Annotated in this window: 11 protein-coding genes and 3 pseudogenes; 7 read left to right on the top strand and 7 right to left on the bottom strand. The window is 59.6% G+C overall.

Going from position 1 to position 16,871, the window contains the following annotated elements:
- Window positions 1-123: 123 nt before the first annotated feature.
- Both VSR82_RS36215 and VSR82_RS36210 read right to left on the bottom strand, forming a co-directional pair.
- The gene (locus tag VSR82_RS36215; RefSeq protein ID WP_498858573.1) at window positions 124-372 is read right to left on the bottom strand and encodes a hypothetical protein; all 249 of its coding nucleotides are present in this window, start codon (window positions 370-372) and stop codon (window positions 124-126) included.
- A gap of 1,161 nt (window positions 373-1,533) precedes the next feature.
- Entirely contained in the window at window positions 1,534-2,382 is an 849-nt protein-coding gene (locus tag VSR82_RS36210) for a hypothetical protein (protein ID WP_498858572.1), read from the bottom strand.
- Between the two features lie 1,963 nt (window positions 2,383-4,345).
- Here VSR82_RS36210 and VSR82_RS36205 point away from each other — a divergent pair.
- The 6 genes and pseudogenes from VSR82_RS36205 to VSR82_RS36180 form a co-directional block, all read left to right on the top strand.
- Window positions 4,346-4,643: pseudogene (locus VSR82_RS36205) on the top strand (extracellular solute-binding protein); the annotation flags it as partial.
- A 673-nt stretch (window positions 4,644-5,316) separates the two neighbouring features.
- The gene (locus VSR82_RS36200) at window positions 5,317-6,243 is read left to right on the top strand and encodes a LysR substrate-binding domain-containing protein (RefSeq protein WP_498858571.1); all 927 of its coding nucleotides are present in this window, start codon (window positions 5,317-5,319) and stop codon (window positions 6,241-6,243) included.
- A 100-nt stretch (window positions 6,244-6,343) separates the two neighbouring features.
- A complete protein-coding gene (locus VSR82_RS36195) occupies window positions 6,344-7,831 on the top strand; it encodes an aldehyde dehydrogenase family protein (protein WP_498858570.1) in 1,488 nt (495 codons plus the stop codon).
- A gap of 69 nt (window positions 7,832-7,900) precedes the next feature.
- Entirely contained in the window at window positions 7,901-8,191 is a 291-nt protein-coding gene (locus VSR82_RS36190; RefSeq protein ID WP_498858569.1) for a hypothetical protein, read from the top strand.
- A complete protein-coding gene (locus tag VSR82_RS36185; protein WP_498858568.1) occupies window positions 8,188-9,105 on the top strand; it encodes a DMT family transporter in 918 nt (305 codons plus the stop codon). Before VSR82_RS36190 ends, VSR82_RS36185 begins: the two co-directional genes overlap by 4 nt.
- 165 nt (window positions 9,106-9,270) lie before the next feature.
- A pseudogene (locus VSR82_RS36180) lies at window positions 9,271-9,351 on the top strand (helix-turn-helix domain-containing protein); the annotation flags it as partial.
- 655 nt (window positions 9,352-10,006) lie between these two features.
- Here the strand turns inward: VSR82_RS36180 and VSR82_RS36175 are convergent.
- The 4 genes and pseudogenes from VSR82_RS36175 to VSR82_RS36160 all read right to left on the bottom strand — a co-directional run.
- A pseudogene (locus VSR82_RS36175) lies at window positions 10,007-10,570 on the bottom strand (aldehyde dehydrogenase family protein); the annotation flags it as partial.
- Between the two features lie 17 nt (window positions 10,571-10,587).
- Entirely contained in the window at window positions 10,588-12,714 is a 2,127-nt protein-coding gene (locus VSR82_RS36170) for an acetate--CoA ligase family protein (RefSeq protein WP_498858574.1), read from the bottom strand.
- 14 nt (window positions 12,715-12,728) lie between these two features.
- Complete coding sequence (locus tag VSR82_RS36165) at window positions 12,729-13,499, bottom strand: enoyl-CoA hydratase/isomerase family protein (RefSeq protein WP_498858567.1); 771 nt, start codon at window positions 13,497-13,499, stop codon at window positions 12,729-12,731.
- A gap of 178 nt (window positions 13,500-13,677) precedes the next feature.
- The gene (locus VSR82_RS36160; RefSeq protein WP_498858566.1) at window positions 13,678-14,481 is read right to left on the bottom strand and encodes a molybdate ABC transporter substrate-binding protein; all 804 of its coding nucleotides are present in this window, start codon (window positions 14,479-14,481) and stop codon (window positions 13,678-13,680) included.
- 128 nt (window positions 14,482-14,609) lie between these two features.
- Here VSR82_RS36160 and VSR82_RS36155 point away from each other — a divergent pair, with 128 nt between their 5' ends.
- Window positions 14,610-15,404 (top strand): IclR family transcriptional regulator, encoded by a 795-nt coding sequence (locus VSR82_RS36155; protein WP_498858565.1) that lies wholly within the window; start codon window positions 14,610-14,612, stop codon window positions 15,402-15,404.
- A gap of 1 nt (window position 15,405) precedes the next feature.
- On the opposite strand, the gene VSR82_RS36150 is transcribed toward VSR82_RS36155, so the two are convergent.
- A complete protein-coding gene (locus VSR82_RS36150) occupies window positions 15,406-16,734 on the bottom strand; it encodes an MFS transporter (RefSeq protein WP_498858564.1) in 1,329 nt (442 codons plus the stop codon).
- Window positions 16,735-16,871: the final 137 nt, after the last annotated feature.

Raw genomic sequence — 16,871 nt, 5'->3', positions numbered from 1 at the left:
GTTCCAGTACCATTCGCACAGCCCGCTCACGAACTTCCGGCGAGTACCTCGGGGACTTCTTCTTCGTGTTTTCCATAGCTCCATTTTCTCAAGAAGTGGAGTCTCCGGAAAACCCGGGGCGCTTCAGAAGCCACACCTCTCCTCGTCTGAACGTGCGCATATCTGGCAATACGCAGCGCCAAATTGAACTCGGTTTACACCTTTTCCCAAGGCGGCGTAACGCAATTCGCGATCAAAGCAGGCGCCACCTTCCAGGCGCGCGAGCACCTCCTGACGGCGCTTGAGTGGCATCATGAGATGCATCTGAGCGGGAATAGGGGTGTGTTCTTCCACGATATCGACGACGGACCCAAGCACACCGGCGGTTTCCAATGCGAGTTTTGCGAGATTACCCGTTGGGGCGCCTGCTCGAGGCCGACTAACGCCAAGCGCTTTGCGCATGAACGGAGCAGCCGCCCGCCCTAGTCTGAGCAAGGCGGTCCGCCTGACGTAGCCAGCGACCGACTCCGACTCCATGATGCTAGGTATTGTCATGGTTCGCAGCCTCCCAGAGCGTTACACATTCATTCAACTCAGCGGCACTCGGCCAAATCACTTTCAGTCATCCGATAGCATTCAGCGCCCAATACCTCACTCACCGCAGACGAACAACGGCCACATCCTAGAGTCAACGACACTCTATGAATGGTACAGGCAGCGACGGCGACATGATCCCACATGCGCCAGTGTTGGAAGCCACACCTCTCCTCGTCTGAACGTGCGCACATCTGGCAATGCGCAGCGCCAAATTGACCTCTGTTTGCACCCTCTCTCAAGGCGGCGCAACGCAATTCGCGATCAAAGCAGGCCCCACCTTCCAGACGCGCGAGCACCTCCTGACGGCGCTTGAGTGGCATCATGAGATGCATCTGAGCGGGAATAGGGGTGTGTCTTTCCACGATATCGACGACGGACCCAAGCACACAAGCGGTTTCCATTGCGAGTTCTACGAGATTACCCGTTGAGGCGCCTACCTGAGGCCAACTTACGCCAAGCGCTTTGCGCTTGAACGGAGCAGCCTCCAGCCCTGGTCTGAGCAAGGTGCTGCGCCTGACGTAGCCGGCGACCGACTCCGACTCCATGATGCTAGGTATTGTCATGCTTCGCAGTCTCCCAGCGCATTACACATCTACTCGACTCGGCGGCACCCGGCTAGATCACTTTCAGTCATCCGATAGCATTCAGCACCCAATGCCCCACCCACGGCTGACGACAGTTACCAGTACGGTATCATCCGTTGCTCGGACAATGTCAAAATTGGGACCGAGCTCAATATTGTTGGCGACAGGCACGAGCCAAGGCGGCGTAGTCCGCTGAGGAGGACGCGAGAGTCTCGCATTGGTTCGTACCGCACCTTCGATCCACGAAAATCCGCGCCGGAGCACGGATGAAATGTCGTGTGGACAACAATACTCACCGTGCCGCGATCCTTGTTGCTCGGCATTCCGCTTCTGTAGCCGGCGGAATAATCGGCTGTTGAGTTTCCTTACCCTCTTATTCCTCCGCACTGCTTTCCGCCGCGTTTCGAACATATGGATCGTGTTCTCGCGATGGGTCACGATTTAAGTAATCGATCAGTCTATGGAGTTGCGCACGCACACGCCAAATCGATGACCGATTGGTCCTTTTCTCGGCTTCGTAATTATTTAGTTGTGCGCACCATGAAGAATAAAATTCTGCAGCCGCTATTTGGCCGGCTTTGCCTATCCCGGTCTGAAATCGAAAATCTGCTTTGAAGGGGACTTCAATAGGCCATAGCAAGGGGTTTGCTGCGCGACTTACTTGGGCCCGTCGTGTCTGCCATGACAGGAGAGCGCACGCACGGTCCGCTATGGCATGCTCAGCAATGGGCAATCGAAGCTCGGTGGGCGTGCGCGACCGGCGCTCGAGACGGGCCAACCGATGCCCCGTCTGGTTCGGTGCCCTCTGCCCTGCAAGCAATTGAATTGAATCCCAGGACGGAGCAATGTCGACCTCCGTCGCCATATTACCAAGTGATCTCAACTTATTCGCGCGGCTCTCGCCCAGCCTCTCGTACGTCACATCACCTCGAACCCACTCGGCTTCCGCGTCTCTAGCTGTGACATGCTGCTCCATGCGAGTCAAACTCTTTTCTCCGCGATTTTGTGTGTCCACACGGCTGTAATTTGTATTGTGCAAGTTTTCCCTGACGTTGCTCACCGGGGCGGAGCCACTGTGCGTCGCTCCCGCGTCTTCGAGTGCCCCGTCCAACGCCTTCAACGTCAATGCTAATACTTCCGCAGATTCAGCGATGTCGACGTCGCGGACCCGCTTTAGGTTGACATACAGCTGGGCGGCGGTTGCCTCAGTCAAGAGTGACATGTCATTGCTCCTTCGTGCGCGATGAAAAGCGGTTCAACAAACGCAACTAGCTAAGTTCAATCTGATTCGATCGTGACGTGCGCCAATCTCACAAAGCACGTGCCCGCTAGCCACCCGCTCTAATGCGGGAGGCCTTCTCCTCGAGCTGAAGAGCGAGTCGGAAAAAGCTCATTCAATCTCGACTCGCATGTCGCGGGGTCATGACATACCAATGCACGGGCACCAGCTGTTATCTATTCGCCGCCCGCCAAACATGGCTGACGTCCAAAACTGCTTGTCTCAGACATTGAAAACATCGCTGCAGGTTCCTCTTTCTCGACGTGCGGCAATCCGATCGGTTTTGAAAGTTTTTTGTTGCTTCAACCTGTCAAATCCATTCGCTTACCCGCCCTGTAACGTCGTATTGCCTGTATGCGGTGACAGCTCGCTGTTATCATTGGCTCCGAGCGTGGCTGACAAAGCGCGTGCGCTGAGTCCCTCGCCGTGATTAGCCCTGAGCTTCCAGCTCGCGTATAGTGAGCTCCCCGCTTTCAAGCGATAGCCGCTTCGGCTTTCGCTCTCAAGTCCGGCCGTCGACGTCTCTGACGACGGTAAGGCAAGTAGACTCCCGTTCCACTTTGAAGGAAAGCGCGCCTCGGAGAGAATTCTTCCCGCGCCGGCCACGCTCTGTGGTTTTTCTACACGCCGGGAGCCGTCGTGTCCCTGTCATTCGGGGTCGGGATCTCAAATGACTTCTGCTCATAAATAGATACTACTGGCCATGTGATGATGACGGACTCGGCGGGGCGCGCGTGCTCCGGGGCACGTCCCCACAACGTGACTGCGGGCCGCCTCTAAAAATTTACGAAAGCTCCCGAACTCGCACATCTGAGGTGCACGTAGCCACGAAAAGAACCTGGCAGCACAAAAGTTTTGCGCGACGCCGCGGCGTCCATGGGTCGAAGAAACCCTGTCTCGATAACGCGACTATTTCACAAACATTCCCCCATAATTAAAGGGCTTTTTATTCATTTACAAATAATTTCGCGGCACAAATTTCACGCAATTTTATATAACAACGTTTGTTGCGGATTTATTTTTTGAAATTTTAGGTAAACTTTTGATTTTATAATTGACGAAAAAAAGTCAGTTAAAAAAGCTAGCTTATTGCAATACGCTGCATTCAGATTTTAGAGAATTTTCAATGCGATATCCGGTTTTCTGTTTGCAGGGCTAGCCACACACTGTCCTGTTCGGTTCACTCTGCTGCTGCTCGGGGCGACGAAATCCGACAACGGCGTCAGTCAATAAGTTACCCAGCGGTCATGCGCACCAGTTCACCTGCTCGAACGCGCAGGTTGATTTCACTAGCTTGTTGGGCTCATGGTGCAAAAAAACACCTTTTTCGCAACGGCCTTCAAAGTGCGTCTTGGCCGCGTGAACAGCACCTTCGAATAGAAAAGCCGCGTCGTTCGGTAGCGCCGAGAAGCTGTGTTTGCTAGATGAACTCGCCTCCACGCTGCCTCTGCCTCTCCAAATGAAGACGAAAGAGATAACCATCAGCAACTGCGCTGACATGAAAAAAACCATAGTCCTGACACGGAATTTCCCATCGGGCTCTCCAATAGGCCGTCTGCTGCAAGTCGCCGGCAAGTGTCGGGAGCGGGCCGGCGGCTTGTACGCGGAACATCATCCACTCTCCATGCATCCTGAAGCTCGCGCGACCGCGCAGGCCCGACAGACTGGCCGGGCGGGAAGCCGTGCTCCCTGTGTCTGAACAAGCTCAGCACTGGTATGCGAGCCCGCGTGCAGCGAGCGGTCAGGTTCCTGTTACAGGCGAGGGCTGCGGATCCCGAATCGCTCGGCTGACTGCGAACCTTAACGATGCCAGGCCATTCGGGCACGGTGGGCGAGGAGATCGAGGCGCCCCGTCGGGTTGCTGGCAATCGCGCAGCGAAACTGATCAGACGTTGTCGCTTTCGGACTGGCCAGGATCACCGTAGGGCTTGTATTTGTAGTATTGCGGTCATGGCACACGCCGACACAGTCTGAATCACTGTCTCGCACTGCAGTGACGCGACGGCGCCCTACTTCAACAAGATGGCACATTTCGAGAACATTGACCCTGGTACCACAATCAAGATCGAAGAAGTCAACTGGGACACGCTCCAACAAAAGCTCCAGACAGACATCATGGGCGGCGCGAACTCGGACCTGGCAATTGTCGCTACCCCTTGGTTGCTGGATTCGTTCAAGACGACGTCGCTGAACCGCTTGATGGCTGCTGCCTGAGCCGTTCGTTGCTTTCTATGCCACGACGGGCGACTCCGGCAACCTGATCGGCAGCCGGCGCTACAGCAACACGATCAAATATGTCTCAACCACCGTCTCAGGATTCAATGCGGAAGCGATGTATTTGTTTAGCGACGCCGCCGACAAATTCTCGCTGAACCGCCCTTCGACGACCCGATCACAGAATATGCTCGTGGTTGGCATGCGCATAAGTTCCAACCTGCCCCGAACACGTTTAATGTGTTCATATTACGCGCATACGACGACAGGCCGCGTCAGATTAGAAAGGCTGCACAGTCTGTCGCAGAATCTTTACGAATCATATGTCCGTAGCTACGTACGTCCGATAACGTGACTTCGCGTTAACACGCGCACATGGCTGCACTACCGATTGTTCAACTTTTGAGGCCCGTCAGCTCTCCTCCCGAGAGCCGCCACTCCAACAACAATCGTTTGCCCACCTCGAGCACGAGCATTATCCAGTATTCTTTGCCCCGTCAGGAATGCAGTCCGACGTAACCCATTCCATACGAAACACTGCCGATCCCAAAGCTGAATGGTCCACCGGACACCAATACGCATGCCGGCAACTTCCTGGATAATCCGGCAACCTCTTCCAGCAGGAGACAACAATTGTCCCGAGAATCAGCCCCTCTTCACTCGATGAAAGCGCTCGAGCTACGGCAGCTCCGTTATTTCTCGATCCTCGCACGCGAACTACATTTCGGCCGGGCAGCCGAGCTCGCCTATGTGACCCAGCCGGCCTTGAGCCAACAAATCGCCAAACTGGAAGAACTGGTCGGTACCCAGCTACTCGTCCGCGGGCCACGCGGCGTTACGCTCACGCCAGCCGGGGAAGCACTGCGAGACGGCATCGGCAAGGTGTTCACACAACTCGACATGGCACTGAAGGCCGCACGCGAAGCAGACAAGAGTCGCGAATTTACGCTGTCGATTGGGCTCGTCGAATACACCAACCTGCCGTTCGTACCGCCTGCGCTGATTCGACTCCAGGCCCTGTATCCCGACGTCAATATTGTGCGCCACGAAATGAATGCCAGACGGCAATTTGCGGCGCTCGCCGCGAACGAAATCGATGTGGGCTTCGGCGTCCCGATCGAGCGCTCAGACGGGAAAGCGCCGATCCACGCCGAACCCCTGCTCCAATCAGGGTGGTGCATGCTCATGCGTCGCGAGCATCGTTTCGCGCAACGCCCAGGCGTGCGGATTGACGAACTTGGCGGCGAACGACTCATCATTCCAGCTCGATCGGTCAATGAACCGCTCTACGACTCGGTTCTCGCTCGCTTTGCCGGCGCAAGTATCAAGCCCAACATCGTCTACGAGACCACACAATCCCAGGTCGGCATCACCCTAGTCGAACAGGGTCTCGGCTCGCTGCTCAGTGCGGCCTACGTCTTGGCTTCCATTCCATCATCGCTAGTCTACTGCCCCGTCGACGGCTTCGATCCACTGGTGGTCGACATCTTTTACCGCGAAGATCAGCGCAATCCGCTCGTGCTTGACTTTATTGAACTCGCCACAGAAGAAGCGCGTCGCATGCAGATCAGCAGCCGCACCGGCGATTAGCCAGACTTATCACCCATCGCACTGGATCGAATTGGCCTGATCCGTTGCTGATCGCCACACTTCTCCTTCAGGTCATCGACCTCGTCCCCAGGAGAATGTAATGAGCATCGTAACCACCCTGCATCCGTCGAATCCCTATGTTTTCGGCGAACTGCTGATCGACGGCCGCTGGCAGGCCGGCTCTGCCGGCACGCTGTACAAGGATGTCAACCCCTATACCGGCGAGACGCTGCTTGAAGTAGCCGAAGCCAGCGTCGCCGACGTTGATGCTGCCTACGCGGCAGCCAGCAGGACCCAGGCCGCCTGGGCCGCCACCCTGCCCGGCGAACGCGCCGAGGTGCTGCGCCGTGCCGCGGCCGTGCTCGACGTCCGCCACGCGGAAGTCGTCGACTGGCTTATCCGTGAATCGGGCAGCACGCGGCTGAAGGCGGAATTCGAATGGGGTGCCGTGCGCTCGATCATCCTGGAAGCGTCAACGCTGCCGACCCACGTCTGGGGCCGCATCATGCCCGGCGACATTCCCGGCAAGGAAAACCGCATCTACCGCAAACCGATTGGCGTCGTGTCGGTCATCAGCCCCTGGAACTGGCCGCTGCACCTGAGCAGCCGTGCCGTAGCGCCCGCGCTCGCGCTCGGCAATACGGTCGTGCTCAAGCCTGCGTCAGAAACTGTGGTTACGGGCGGCTTGCTGCTCGGGAAAATTCTCGAAGAAGCCGGCCTGCCGCCGGGCGTGCTCAATATCGTGACCGGCGACAACCGTGTCATCGGCGATCCGTTCGTTCTGCACCCTGCCTCGCGCGTGATTTCTTTCACCGGCTCGACGGCAGTGGGCCGACGCATCGCCGGGCTTGCGGCCACGGGCGTCACGCTCAAGAAGGCGCAACTGGAACTCGGCGGCAACAATCCGCTTGTCATCCTCGATGATGCCGATCTCGAGCAGGCTGTCGATCTCGCCGTCGTCGGCCGCTTCCTGCATCAAGGCCAGATCTGCGTGAGCGCGAACCGCATCATCGTGCAGGATGCCCTGTACGACCGCTTTATCGAAGCCTTCGTGGAACGGGTCAAGCATCTGAAGTATGGAGATCCGAACGATGCGGACACCATCGTCGGCCCGCTGGTCAGCCGGCGCCAGCTCGACAGCGTGACGCGCATGATCGCCGAAGCGCACGAAGACGGTGCCGTCCAGCTGGTGGGCGGCACGCCCGAGGGACTCGTGGTGCCGCCGCACGTGTTCACGAACATCACGGACAAGGTGAGACTCGGCCGCGATGAGATCTTCGGCCCGGTTGCGCCGGTCATCCGGGTGAGCGGCGAGCAGGACGCACTGCTCCTCGCTAACGACAGCGAATTCGGTCTGTCGAGCGCAGTTGTGACGCGGAATCTTGCGCGTGGCGAGCATTTCGCCCAGCAGGTCGAGGCCGGTATGACGCATATCAACGACCTGCCGGCCGTCGACATGGCCAACATGCCGTTTGGAGGTGAAAAGAATTCGGGCCTCGGACGTTTCGGCGCCGAAGGACTCATCGCGGAATTCACGACGGAGCACTGGATCTCGGTTCAGCATATCCGCCGCCAATTCCCGTTCTGAACGGAAGAAGCGTCATCACAGACAGTTGTTCCGGCCCGCTTCGGCGGACTGGAATACTGCGCCTCCATCATGAAACTACGCAATCCCCTCATGCAGGGCATGGCCGCCACTGCGATCGTCGTGGCGGCAGGCGTGCGAGCACAAGGTACGCCCGTCGCCTCCGACAACGGCGTTCCGACAATCGTCCCCATGCGTCAACAGGCAGTCTCCGGCAAGTTTGCCGTGGAACTGCAGGTCTGGCCCGACATGGTCCATCAATGGCAATTGTTCGCGACGCTCATGCCCAATGCGCGCCGCGCGCTAGCCAGCGACGGCGCATTTATCCACAAGCACATGGCCGCGGAAGGAGCGACGCAATGAACGTAGCCGATATCGACGCCACGCAGCGTCAGCCTCGCACCGGTTGGCATGGCATTTTATTCGGCCTGCTCGCAACGGTGATCTGGGGCGGATTTCTCGTCGTCTCCCGCTATGGTATCGGCGCAGGTCTGCAGGCAACCGACCTTGCCTTTCTACGCTACCTGACAGCCGGCCTGGTCCTGCTGCCGTGGCTACTCAAGCATAGTCCGCGCCGGCTGGCCGGCGTGGGTTGGGGCAAAGGCATCTGCCTCGCCGCGCTGGCCGGCCCGCTATTCCTGATCGTCGGCGCTAATGGCTACCACTTCGCACCGCTCGCGCACGCCGCCGTGATCCAGCTCGGCATGCTGACGCTGGTCAGTATTCTGCTTGCTGCGGTGTTTCTCGGCGAACGTCCCGGCCTGATACGGCTGGTCGGCCTTGGCATCGTCATAGCCGGGCTGGTCGTGACCGCGGGCCCCGGCCTGCTGCACGGCAGTTCGATGGCCTGGATCGGCGATCTGCTGTTTGCTCTCGCCGGCTCCATGTGGGCGCTCTTCTCCGTGCTGCAGCGTCGATGGGGCGTTGCCCCGCTGGCGGCGACAGCGGTGGTGTCGGTCCTGTCCGCCGCGATCTATGCCCCGATCTACCTGGTCTCTAATGGATGGAAGATTTTCACCATGGTCAGTCCCAGCATGCTTCTCCTGCAGATTGTGGCGCAGGGCATCCTGTCAGGCGTCGTCGCGCTGTTCGCGTTCTCGCGAGCTGTGCAGGATCTGGGGCCGAGTCGCGCAGCATTGTTTCCGGCGCTCTCGCCGGGGGTCGCTATCCTGCTCGGCATCCCCGTAACGGGCGAGCTGCCCTCGCTGATCCAGATTATCGGGTTAATTATCCTGACATCAGGGCTCGTCGTCGCTGTAAGTGCCCGTCGCGTCTGACCGTGCTGCGCCTTAGAGATGTCGTTACCGAGCCCATACGCTATCATGGTCCGTCCAATAGCCGCGCCGCGCATACCCGAGCGGAAGTCAGATTATTGAGGGACGACTACATGCAGTTTGACTACCTCGACAGTATCGCCACGTTCATCACCGTTGCAGAATAGAATGGTTTTTCGGGCCGCCGCGAACAAACTCGGCGTGTCTCCCTCCGCCGTCAGCCGGACTGTCAAGAATCTCGAGCGCCGGGTCCGTCTGGCGCTTTTCAATCGCAATATGAGAGGCGTCAGTCTGACGGAGAGAGGGGAAAACTGTTTCCTAGCGTCGATGGGTGGGCAGATGGCCGATGTAAAATCGATGGCTCAAGTCGTAACGGACATTGACGCCTTCATGACCACAACATCGGCGAGCGCGCGCTTGACGACGCAGTTATCAACACCTGCAACTCAAAGGTGCCCGCGATCAACAACGAGGGCGCGCGGGCTCACGTCCTCTATCTCCTCGGCGACGGCTGGCAGGAAGCCGAGATCCTGAAGGACGCCGGCGTCGAATAGACAACGCCGGTCTAAGCGATCAAAATAAATCCGCAAGTACAAGGCCGGTCACCCTCTTCGTGGGGATGACCGGCCATTTTTAATTCTGGCGGGTTCTTAGCCGCGACTATTAAGCGTCGAGATAGGCGAGCACTCTCCTCTTGTGGACGCGCTTCCTGGTGCCTGGCGATGGTCACGCGCTCCCACGTCTCTTTGGTCACGGCCGGCCTCACTGCAGCGGCCTGGGCAAGGCAAGGTGCACTAGACGGTCGAGCACACTCACGCATCGCTGTGCGGTTTCAGCTGTCTGCGTGCACATCGTCGCAACGCACGGCGTTCCCACTATCTCAGGCGTAGCCAGCCACTTCGCCTTACACGATCCCGCCAATGCACAGGTACTTCAGTTCGAGATAGTCGTCAATCCCGTATTTCGAGCCCTCACGACCTAGTCCGCTTTCCTTCACTCCGCCAAACGGAGCAACCTCGGTCGAAATCAACCCTTCGTTGATCCCGACGATTCCGTATTCGAGCGCTTCGGCAACACGCCAGATGCGCCCAATGTCGCGGCCGTAAAAATACGACGCCAGGCCGAATTCCGTGTCATTGGCAAGCTCGATCGCTTCCGCTTCTGTCTTGAATCGGAACACCGGCGCCACACGACCGAACGTCTCCTCGCTGAAAATCTGCATCTCCCGAGTTGTGTTCGCAAGCACGGTCGGCTCATAGAAGTTGTCACCCAACCGGTGGCGATTGCCGCCGACGACCGCACGCGCACCTTTCGCGACCGCATCGGCGACGTGTTCCTCGACCTTCGCAACAGCATGATCGTCGATCAGCGGGCCGATCGTCGTGCCGCTCTCGAGACTGTTACCGACCACTAGCTTGCGAACCGCTGCCGCCAACTTTTCTACAAACGCGTCGTACACGCTGGAGCGTTTGCTGGCAGCACGTGCTAATGCCCGGATTGGCGAACCTCCGTAATAATCTGCCCGATCACCGCGACGCCATCCGCAGCCCGCACGCCCTGGCCTTCAGGCAATATGAAGATCGGATTGATCTCCGCCTCAATCAGCCGGGAACCCAGCTCGGTCGCCATCTGGGCGAGCGCGACAATCGCAGACGCAAGTGCATCGATATCGGCGCGCGGGTGTCCACGGAACCCGTCGAGAAGGGGAAACGTCTTCAGCTCCCGGATCATCTCGAATGCCTCTTCGTGCGAGAGAGCGCACTCGGGATCGAGCATGCGCATCGATGTGTCCTTGATCAGCTCGGCCGTGACCCCGCCCATGCCCAGAAGCACGGCTGTGCCCAGTGGATCGCGGTGGAGGCCCAGAATCAGTTCGACGCCTCCCGTCACCATTTCCTGAACCAGGAAAGCCCGCGCAGGCACGCCCGTCACCGTTTCAACATCATCGCGCATACGGTTCAGACGCGCACCGACGGTACCCGCGGGCACGCCAACCGCAACACCACCGATGTCGCTCTTGTGCGTGATGGTATTCGAGAGCACCTTCAACACGACCTTTTCACCGAACGTACGCGCCGCATCTTCAGCCTGGGCGGCGTCACTGACCACCACTTCCCTCACCGACGGCACGCCAAACCGTGCGAACAGTGCTTTTGACTGCGCCTCATCGAGCGAGCCTGAGGGAAATTCGCTCTGGTCGAAACGAACACACACGGGCGATGTCGGCCCCGAACGCCGCGCATGCAGGGTCTGGCCATACCGCCACATCGCTTTGATCGCGCTCGTTGCACTTTCGGGGCTCGTAAAAGCCGGAACACCCTCACCGTTCAGCAAACGGGTAATCGTCGGCGCGTGCGGGCTCACGTATGCGAATACCGGCTTGCTCGAGCCTGGCAGGGAATCGCGAATCGCCCCTGCCATCAGATCGGGCATTGCCAATCCCGATGACCCGACAATCACGGCGACTGCGTCATAGCTGGGGCTGTCAAGCAAGGTTCGAATCGCACCTCGCAACAACCCGGGCTGAAGGCCGGCAAGCGTGACGTCGATCGGGTTGCGGTCGAGCACAGCGTGGTCACCTGTTTGCAGAGCCCGCAAACAGGCCGCTGTTGCTTCGTCGGGAGCGGGTGTTTCGAAGCCGGCGACACCCAGACTGTCGGCCACAAGCGTGCCCGCGCCGCCGGTCGAAGTCAGAATCGCAACACGCCTACCCTCAGGCCGCCGGCCGATGGAGAGCGCATTGGGAAGATCCAGCAGGTCCGCAAAAGTCGCCGCCCGGATCACGCCGGTCTGGCGAAACAACGCGTCGTACATGCGATCGGAGCCTGCAAGCGCGCCTGTGTGCGAAACGGCCGAGCGAGCCCCGGATTCCGACCGGCCAATCTTGAACGCAACCACTGGCTTGCCGGCCTGCGCGGCGCGCAGCGCAGCGGTGCGAAATTTCTCCGGATGGCGTATGGCTTCCATATACAGCGCAATGACGGAGGTCGCGTCGTCGTCAACGAGATAGTCGATGAAGTCGGCCATATCCAGATCGGCTTCGTTGCTGGTCGATACCAGTTTCGAGAGTCCAATGCCGCACGCGGCCGCGCGCGACAGCAGTGCTCCGAGAATGCCGCCGCTCTGGGACACCACACCGATAGAGCCCGCGCGAAAGCCATCCGTTTCCAGCGCGCCGCTTGCCGAGAGTGTGATGCGGTCGGTCAGGTTGACAAGGCCAATCGTATTGGGACCGAGCAACCGCATCGAGCCTGCCGCCTCCAGCAGTTTCGCTTGCCGTTGCGCCCCCTGCGCGCCCGTCTCCGCATAGCCGCTTGCGAGCACGATCGCCGCGCGTGTGCCGCGCTTCGCCAATTCAGCGACTGCGGTATGCGCACGCTCCGCGCCGAGCAGCACGATACCGACGTCGGGCGCAGCCGGCAGCGAGGCGACGTCCGCATAGCACGTCAGCCCTTCGATGGCGTCGTAGCGCGGATTGACCGGATAGACGGTTCCCGCGAAGCCGTGCTTCTTCAGGTAGGCCACGGGCCGGCTGGAGGTCTTCGAGGGATCGGACGATGCACCGATCACCGCGACACTTTCCGGACTCATCAGATGGGCGATTGCGTTCATGTCGGTTTCCATTCTCATTGCGCCTTGTTCAGAAAAGCGTGCACCGCTTCGCGATGCTCCCGGCTCGTGTAGCAAACGGCCTGCGCCTGGCTGCCCTGCGCGAACACCTGACTGGCGGACAGTTCATAGCTCTGGTTCAGGAGCGTCTTGCCAAGCGCGAGCGCCGTCGCGGAACCCTGGCCAAGCTCCCGCGCCCAGGCTTGTGCCTCCTCGAGCAACCGCTGCGGAGCACACACGCGATCGGCGATTCCGAGGTCGAGCGCTTCCTTCGCATCGACCCGGCGACCGCTGAAGATCAAGTCCTTCGCGCGCGGCAACCCCACGCGCCGCGGAAGAAAATACAGGCCGCCGCCATCCGGAATCAAACCGCGCCGGATATAGCTCCACGCGAAACTGGCGTCTTCCGAGGCGATGACGAAATCGCAGGCCAACGCCATGTCGGCGCCAAGACCCGCCGCCGCCCCGTTCACTGCTGCGATGGTCGGCTTGGGCATCGAATAGAGCAGGTTCACGCTGTGATGCACGCGCTGTTGTCGAGACCAGCCGTTGAACGCGACCTCGTCCGTCGGCGCGTTCATGCGCTGCGCCATGCCGCTCACGTCACCGCCGGCACAGAAGCCTTTGCCATTGCCAGTCAACACGACGGCTCGCACCTCCGGATCTGACGCTACTTTTTCGAGCACGTGAATGAGTTCAGTGCGCATGTCGTCGGTGATTGCGTTGCGCTTTTCCGGGCGATGTAGCGTGATGACCGCGACGCCGGACTCCACTGCAAGTTGAATCATTGGGATATTCATGATGGTGATGCCTGTTCAGTGTGGACGATCTGAGTTGAATGCCGGCGCCGCCGCACAGGCAGCGTCTTGTGTGATGGAGCATAGCGTTGGCTGTATCGATTCGAAGGGGGATTGTTCCACTAGGTGAAACAGGACCCCATTCACTCTCGACACGGCGAACCACGACTCACTCTGGCTCCCGGGCCTTGACCGGATCAAGACCGGCCTCTTTGAAGGCGCTTCTCGCTCCGGGCGTTTGCAGGTAAAGGATCAGGGCCCTGGCGGCGTCAGGCTCGGCGGCGTCGCGAGCGACGGCTGCGGAAATCACACTCATCTTTTGCAGCGGCTCCGGCAGCGGTCCGACGTACTGAATGCCATCGATTGCGCGCAGCTCACTGATCTGCTGCAGGCCCATATCCGCCTCCCCCCGTTCGAGGGCGACACCAACCAATACCTTGCCCTTGATCTGGACGATCTTGCCTTTCATGGCATCAGTAATGCCAAGCTTCGGAAACAGGGTCCCGGTCACATAGTTGCCGCTTGCCCCCTCCGAAAAGGCAACGGAGCGTGCATTGAGCAAGGCGGATCGAACCGCGTCGACAGAATGGATATCGGGCTTCGGCAGACCCGCGCGCACCGCGATGCCGACGCGCGATATCGCGACATCGGTGCGTGTGCTTTCGACGAAACGACCCTGGTGAATCTGTTCGTCGAGCGCGGCACCGATCATGAAACACACGTCCATCGGTTCGTGGTTCCTGATCCGCACCGGCAGATCATCGCTCGATGACCCGTAGGATGGCCCCCACGAAACGATCAACCTGTTGCCGGTTGACTTCCCGAACGCCGGACCGATCGTTTTGAACGCCGCTGACAAGGCTCCGGTTGCGAGAACGTGGATGTCTGCGGCCTGTGCGCTCACTGCCCCGCACAGCGCGAGCAGCACCGGTGCAACAATCCGTAGGCCGACGCGCCTGTTCGGGATATTCATGACTTTTCAATGCTCCTGTTGATGAAGACAATTCATGGCGGACCGCGATTGTCCCGGCCGCCTCGTTTGTACGACCCTCGCTGCTGGCCCGTCACCGCACCTGTTGCGCAACACCTGATCTCGATACGATGAACGCTTTCGAAAAGATGCCTCGCAGTGCCCCTGAAACCGTGTTGAACCGCTCCCTCGAACGAGGGCTGCTATTGCTGCGGGCTTTCGGGCCGGGTGCCGACGCGCTCGGCAACGGCGATTTCGTCGAGCGCACCGGATTGCCGAAAGCCACAGTGAGCCGCCTTGCTCGCACGTTGGTGGAGTGCGGCTTTCTCCAGCACGATGCGGTGCGCCAGATATACCGGCTTGGCGTTCCGGTACTGAGCGTGGCCCATGCGATGCGCACGGGTTCCAGAATCCTGCAGGCCAGCACGCCACTCATGCGCGAAGTCGCCCAGAAGCGCCAGATCAATGTGGGACTTGCAGCGGCTGACGGCGACGACATGGTTTACCTCGAATCCTTTCGCTACAACCAGCGAGCTTCGCTGCGCACGGTCGTCTCCGGCCAGCGGGTACCGATGGAGCTGACCGCTCTGGGACGCGCACACTTGTCGACCCTGGACGATAACGAACGCGCGCAGCGGCTTGCATCGCTGGAGCGTCGCGCCAGCCGGCACTGGAAGCGAATCCGGCGGCAGATCCTCGAGGCAATCGATCACGTTCGTCGTCTTGGCTACTGTGTGGCGAGTTGGCAACCCGAAGTTGTCGCACTTGCAACGCCGTTGACGATACCCGGACATCCGCCGGTCATGCTGAATTTCAGCGTGCGCACGACCGACACACCATCAGATGTCTCGACCGCGCTCGCAGCTCCGCTCCTGCAGTTGCGCGACGCCATTGTTCATGCGATGGCGGTGCTGGAAGACGATTGAGTCATCGCTTGCTGACCGAACGCTTCGGTACGCCGAGCACGACGGCCAGGCCACCGAGCAGGGAAACGAGCGCGACGGCGTAAAGCCCCATCGCGGTGCTGCCCAACAGCGAGGACGCAAGACCGATGACCGTCGGCGCAAAGATGCCGCCAAACTGGCCAAGACTGCTGATCAGGCCAATCCCGCTCGCTGCCACGGCCGGTTTCAAATAGGCCGGCGGCAAGGTCCAGAAGAGCGAAAGCATGCCGAGATAGCCAGCCGTAGCGACGCACAGCAGCACCATCAATGCGCCAACGTCATGCGCAAACAACGGCAGCAACACGCCCCCCCCCGCGGCAAGCGTTGCACTGACCATGAAATGCCAGCGCCGTTCGAGCCTGCGATCTGAACTGCGTCCCATCAGATACATGGCGGCCGCTCCCACCACGTAGGGAATCGCCGAGAGCGCGCCGATATGCCAGAAGTTCGTCACGCCGCTGTTCTTGATGACGCTGGGCGCCCAGATATGGACGACGATGCTGGCCCAAGGCACGCTGAAATAGGCAAACGTCAGGAAGTAGAACCTAGGTTCACGCAGTGCGACCCAGATGGAGTTCGGTGCCCGCGTCTCTTTCAGCGCGGCCTCGCGGTGCAGCGCATCGAGCACGATCTGCTTTTCTTCAGCATTGAGCCACTTCGCCTGTTCGGGCCGGTCGGTCAGGCAACGCCAGGCAGCGATACCGGCCAGGATGGAGGGCGCTCCCTCGAGGATGAACATCCATTGCCAGCCGGTTAGCCCCAGTGAGCCGGTGAGCCGCTCAAGGATCAGCCCGGACATCGGTCCGCTGACGATGCCCGACACGCAAATCGCGCTCATGAAGAGGGACGTGACGCGTGCACGTCGAGCAGCGGGAAACCAGTAGGTAAAGTAAAGAATGACGCCAGGGAAGAAACCTGCTTCGGCCACGCCGAGCAGCACGCGTGCGAAATAGAACTGCATGGGGGTACGGACGAATGCGGTCGAAACCGACACCAGGCCCCAGAAGGTCATGATGCGCAACAGGGTCAGGCGTATGCCAATACGCTGCAGCCAGAGATTGCTGGGCACCTCCAGCAGCATGTAACCGAGGTAGAAGAGGCCCACGCCAAAGCCGAATGCCGCTTCGGACAAGCCGACATCGCGCCGGAACTGAAGGTGGGCAAACCCGATGTTTGCCCTATCGATATAAGCGAAGACATAACAGACGAAGAGCAGCGGCATGAGCTTCCAGGTTACCTTGCGGTAGACCGCTTCGGTCATTGAATGCTGCGCGGCCGTCGCCTCGGGCGAGGGACTTGTCACTGCTTGCATGGCGTCTCCGGTCATTTATTGGCTGCGGAATGTGTATTCCCGCCCGGACCGCCCGGTCGGATCCCGCATGAACACGATTATGGTTGTCACACGTAGAACGCCAAGGCACCGGTTCCACTGTATGGAACGACAAAGCT

Origin of the sequence: Burkholderia sp. JPY481 (genome assembly GCF_038900515.1) — a bacterium.
Taxonomy (GTDB): Bacteria; Pseudomonadota; Gammaproteobacteria; order Burkholderiales; family Burkholderiaceae; genus Paraburkholderia; species Paraburkholderia youngii.
The sequence above is the reverse complement of the archived record's forward strand: the minus strand, read 5'-3'. Positions and strand labels throughout refer to the sequence as shown.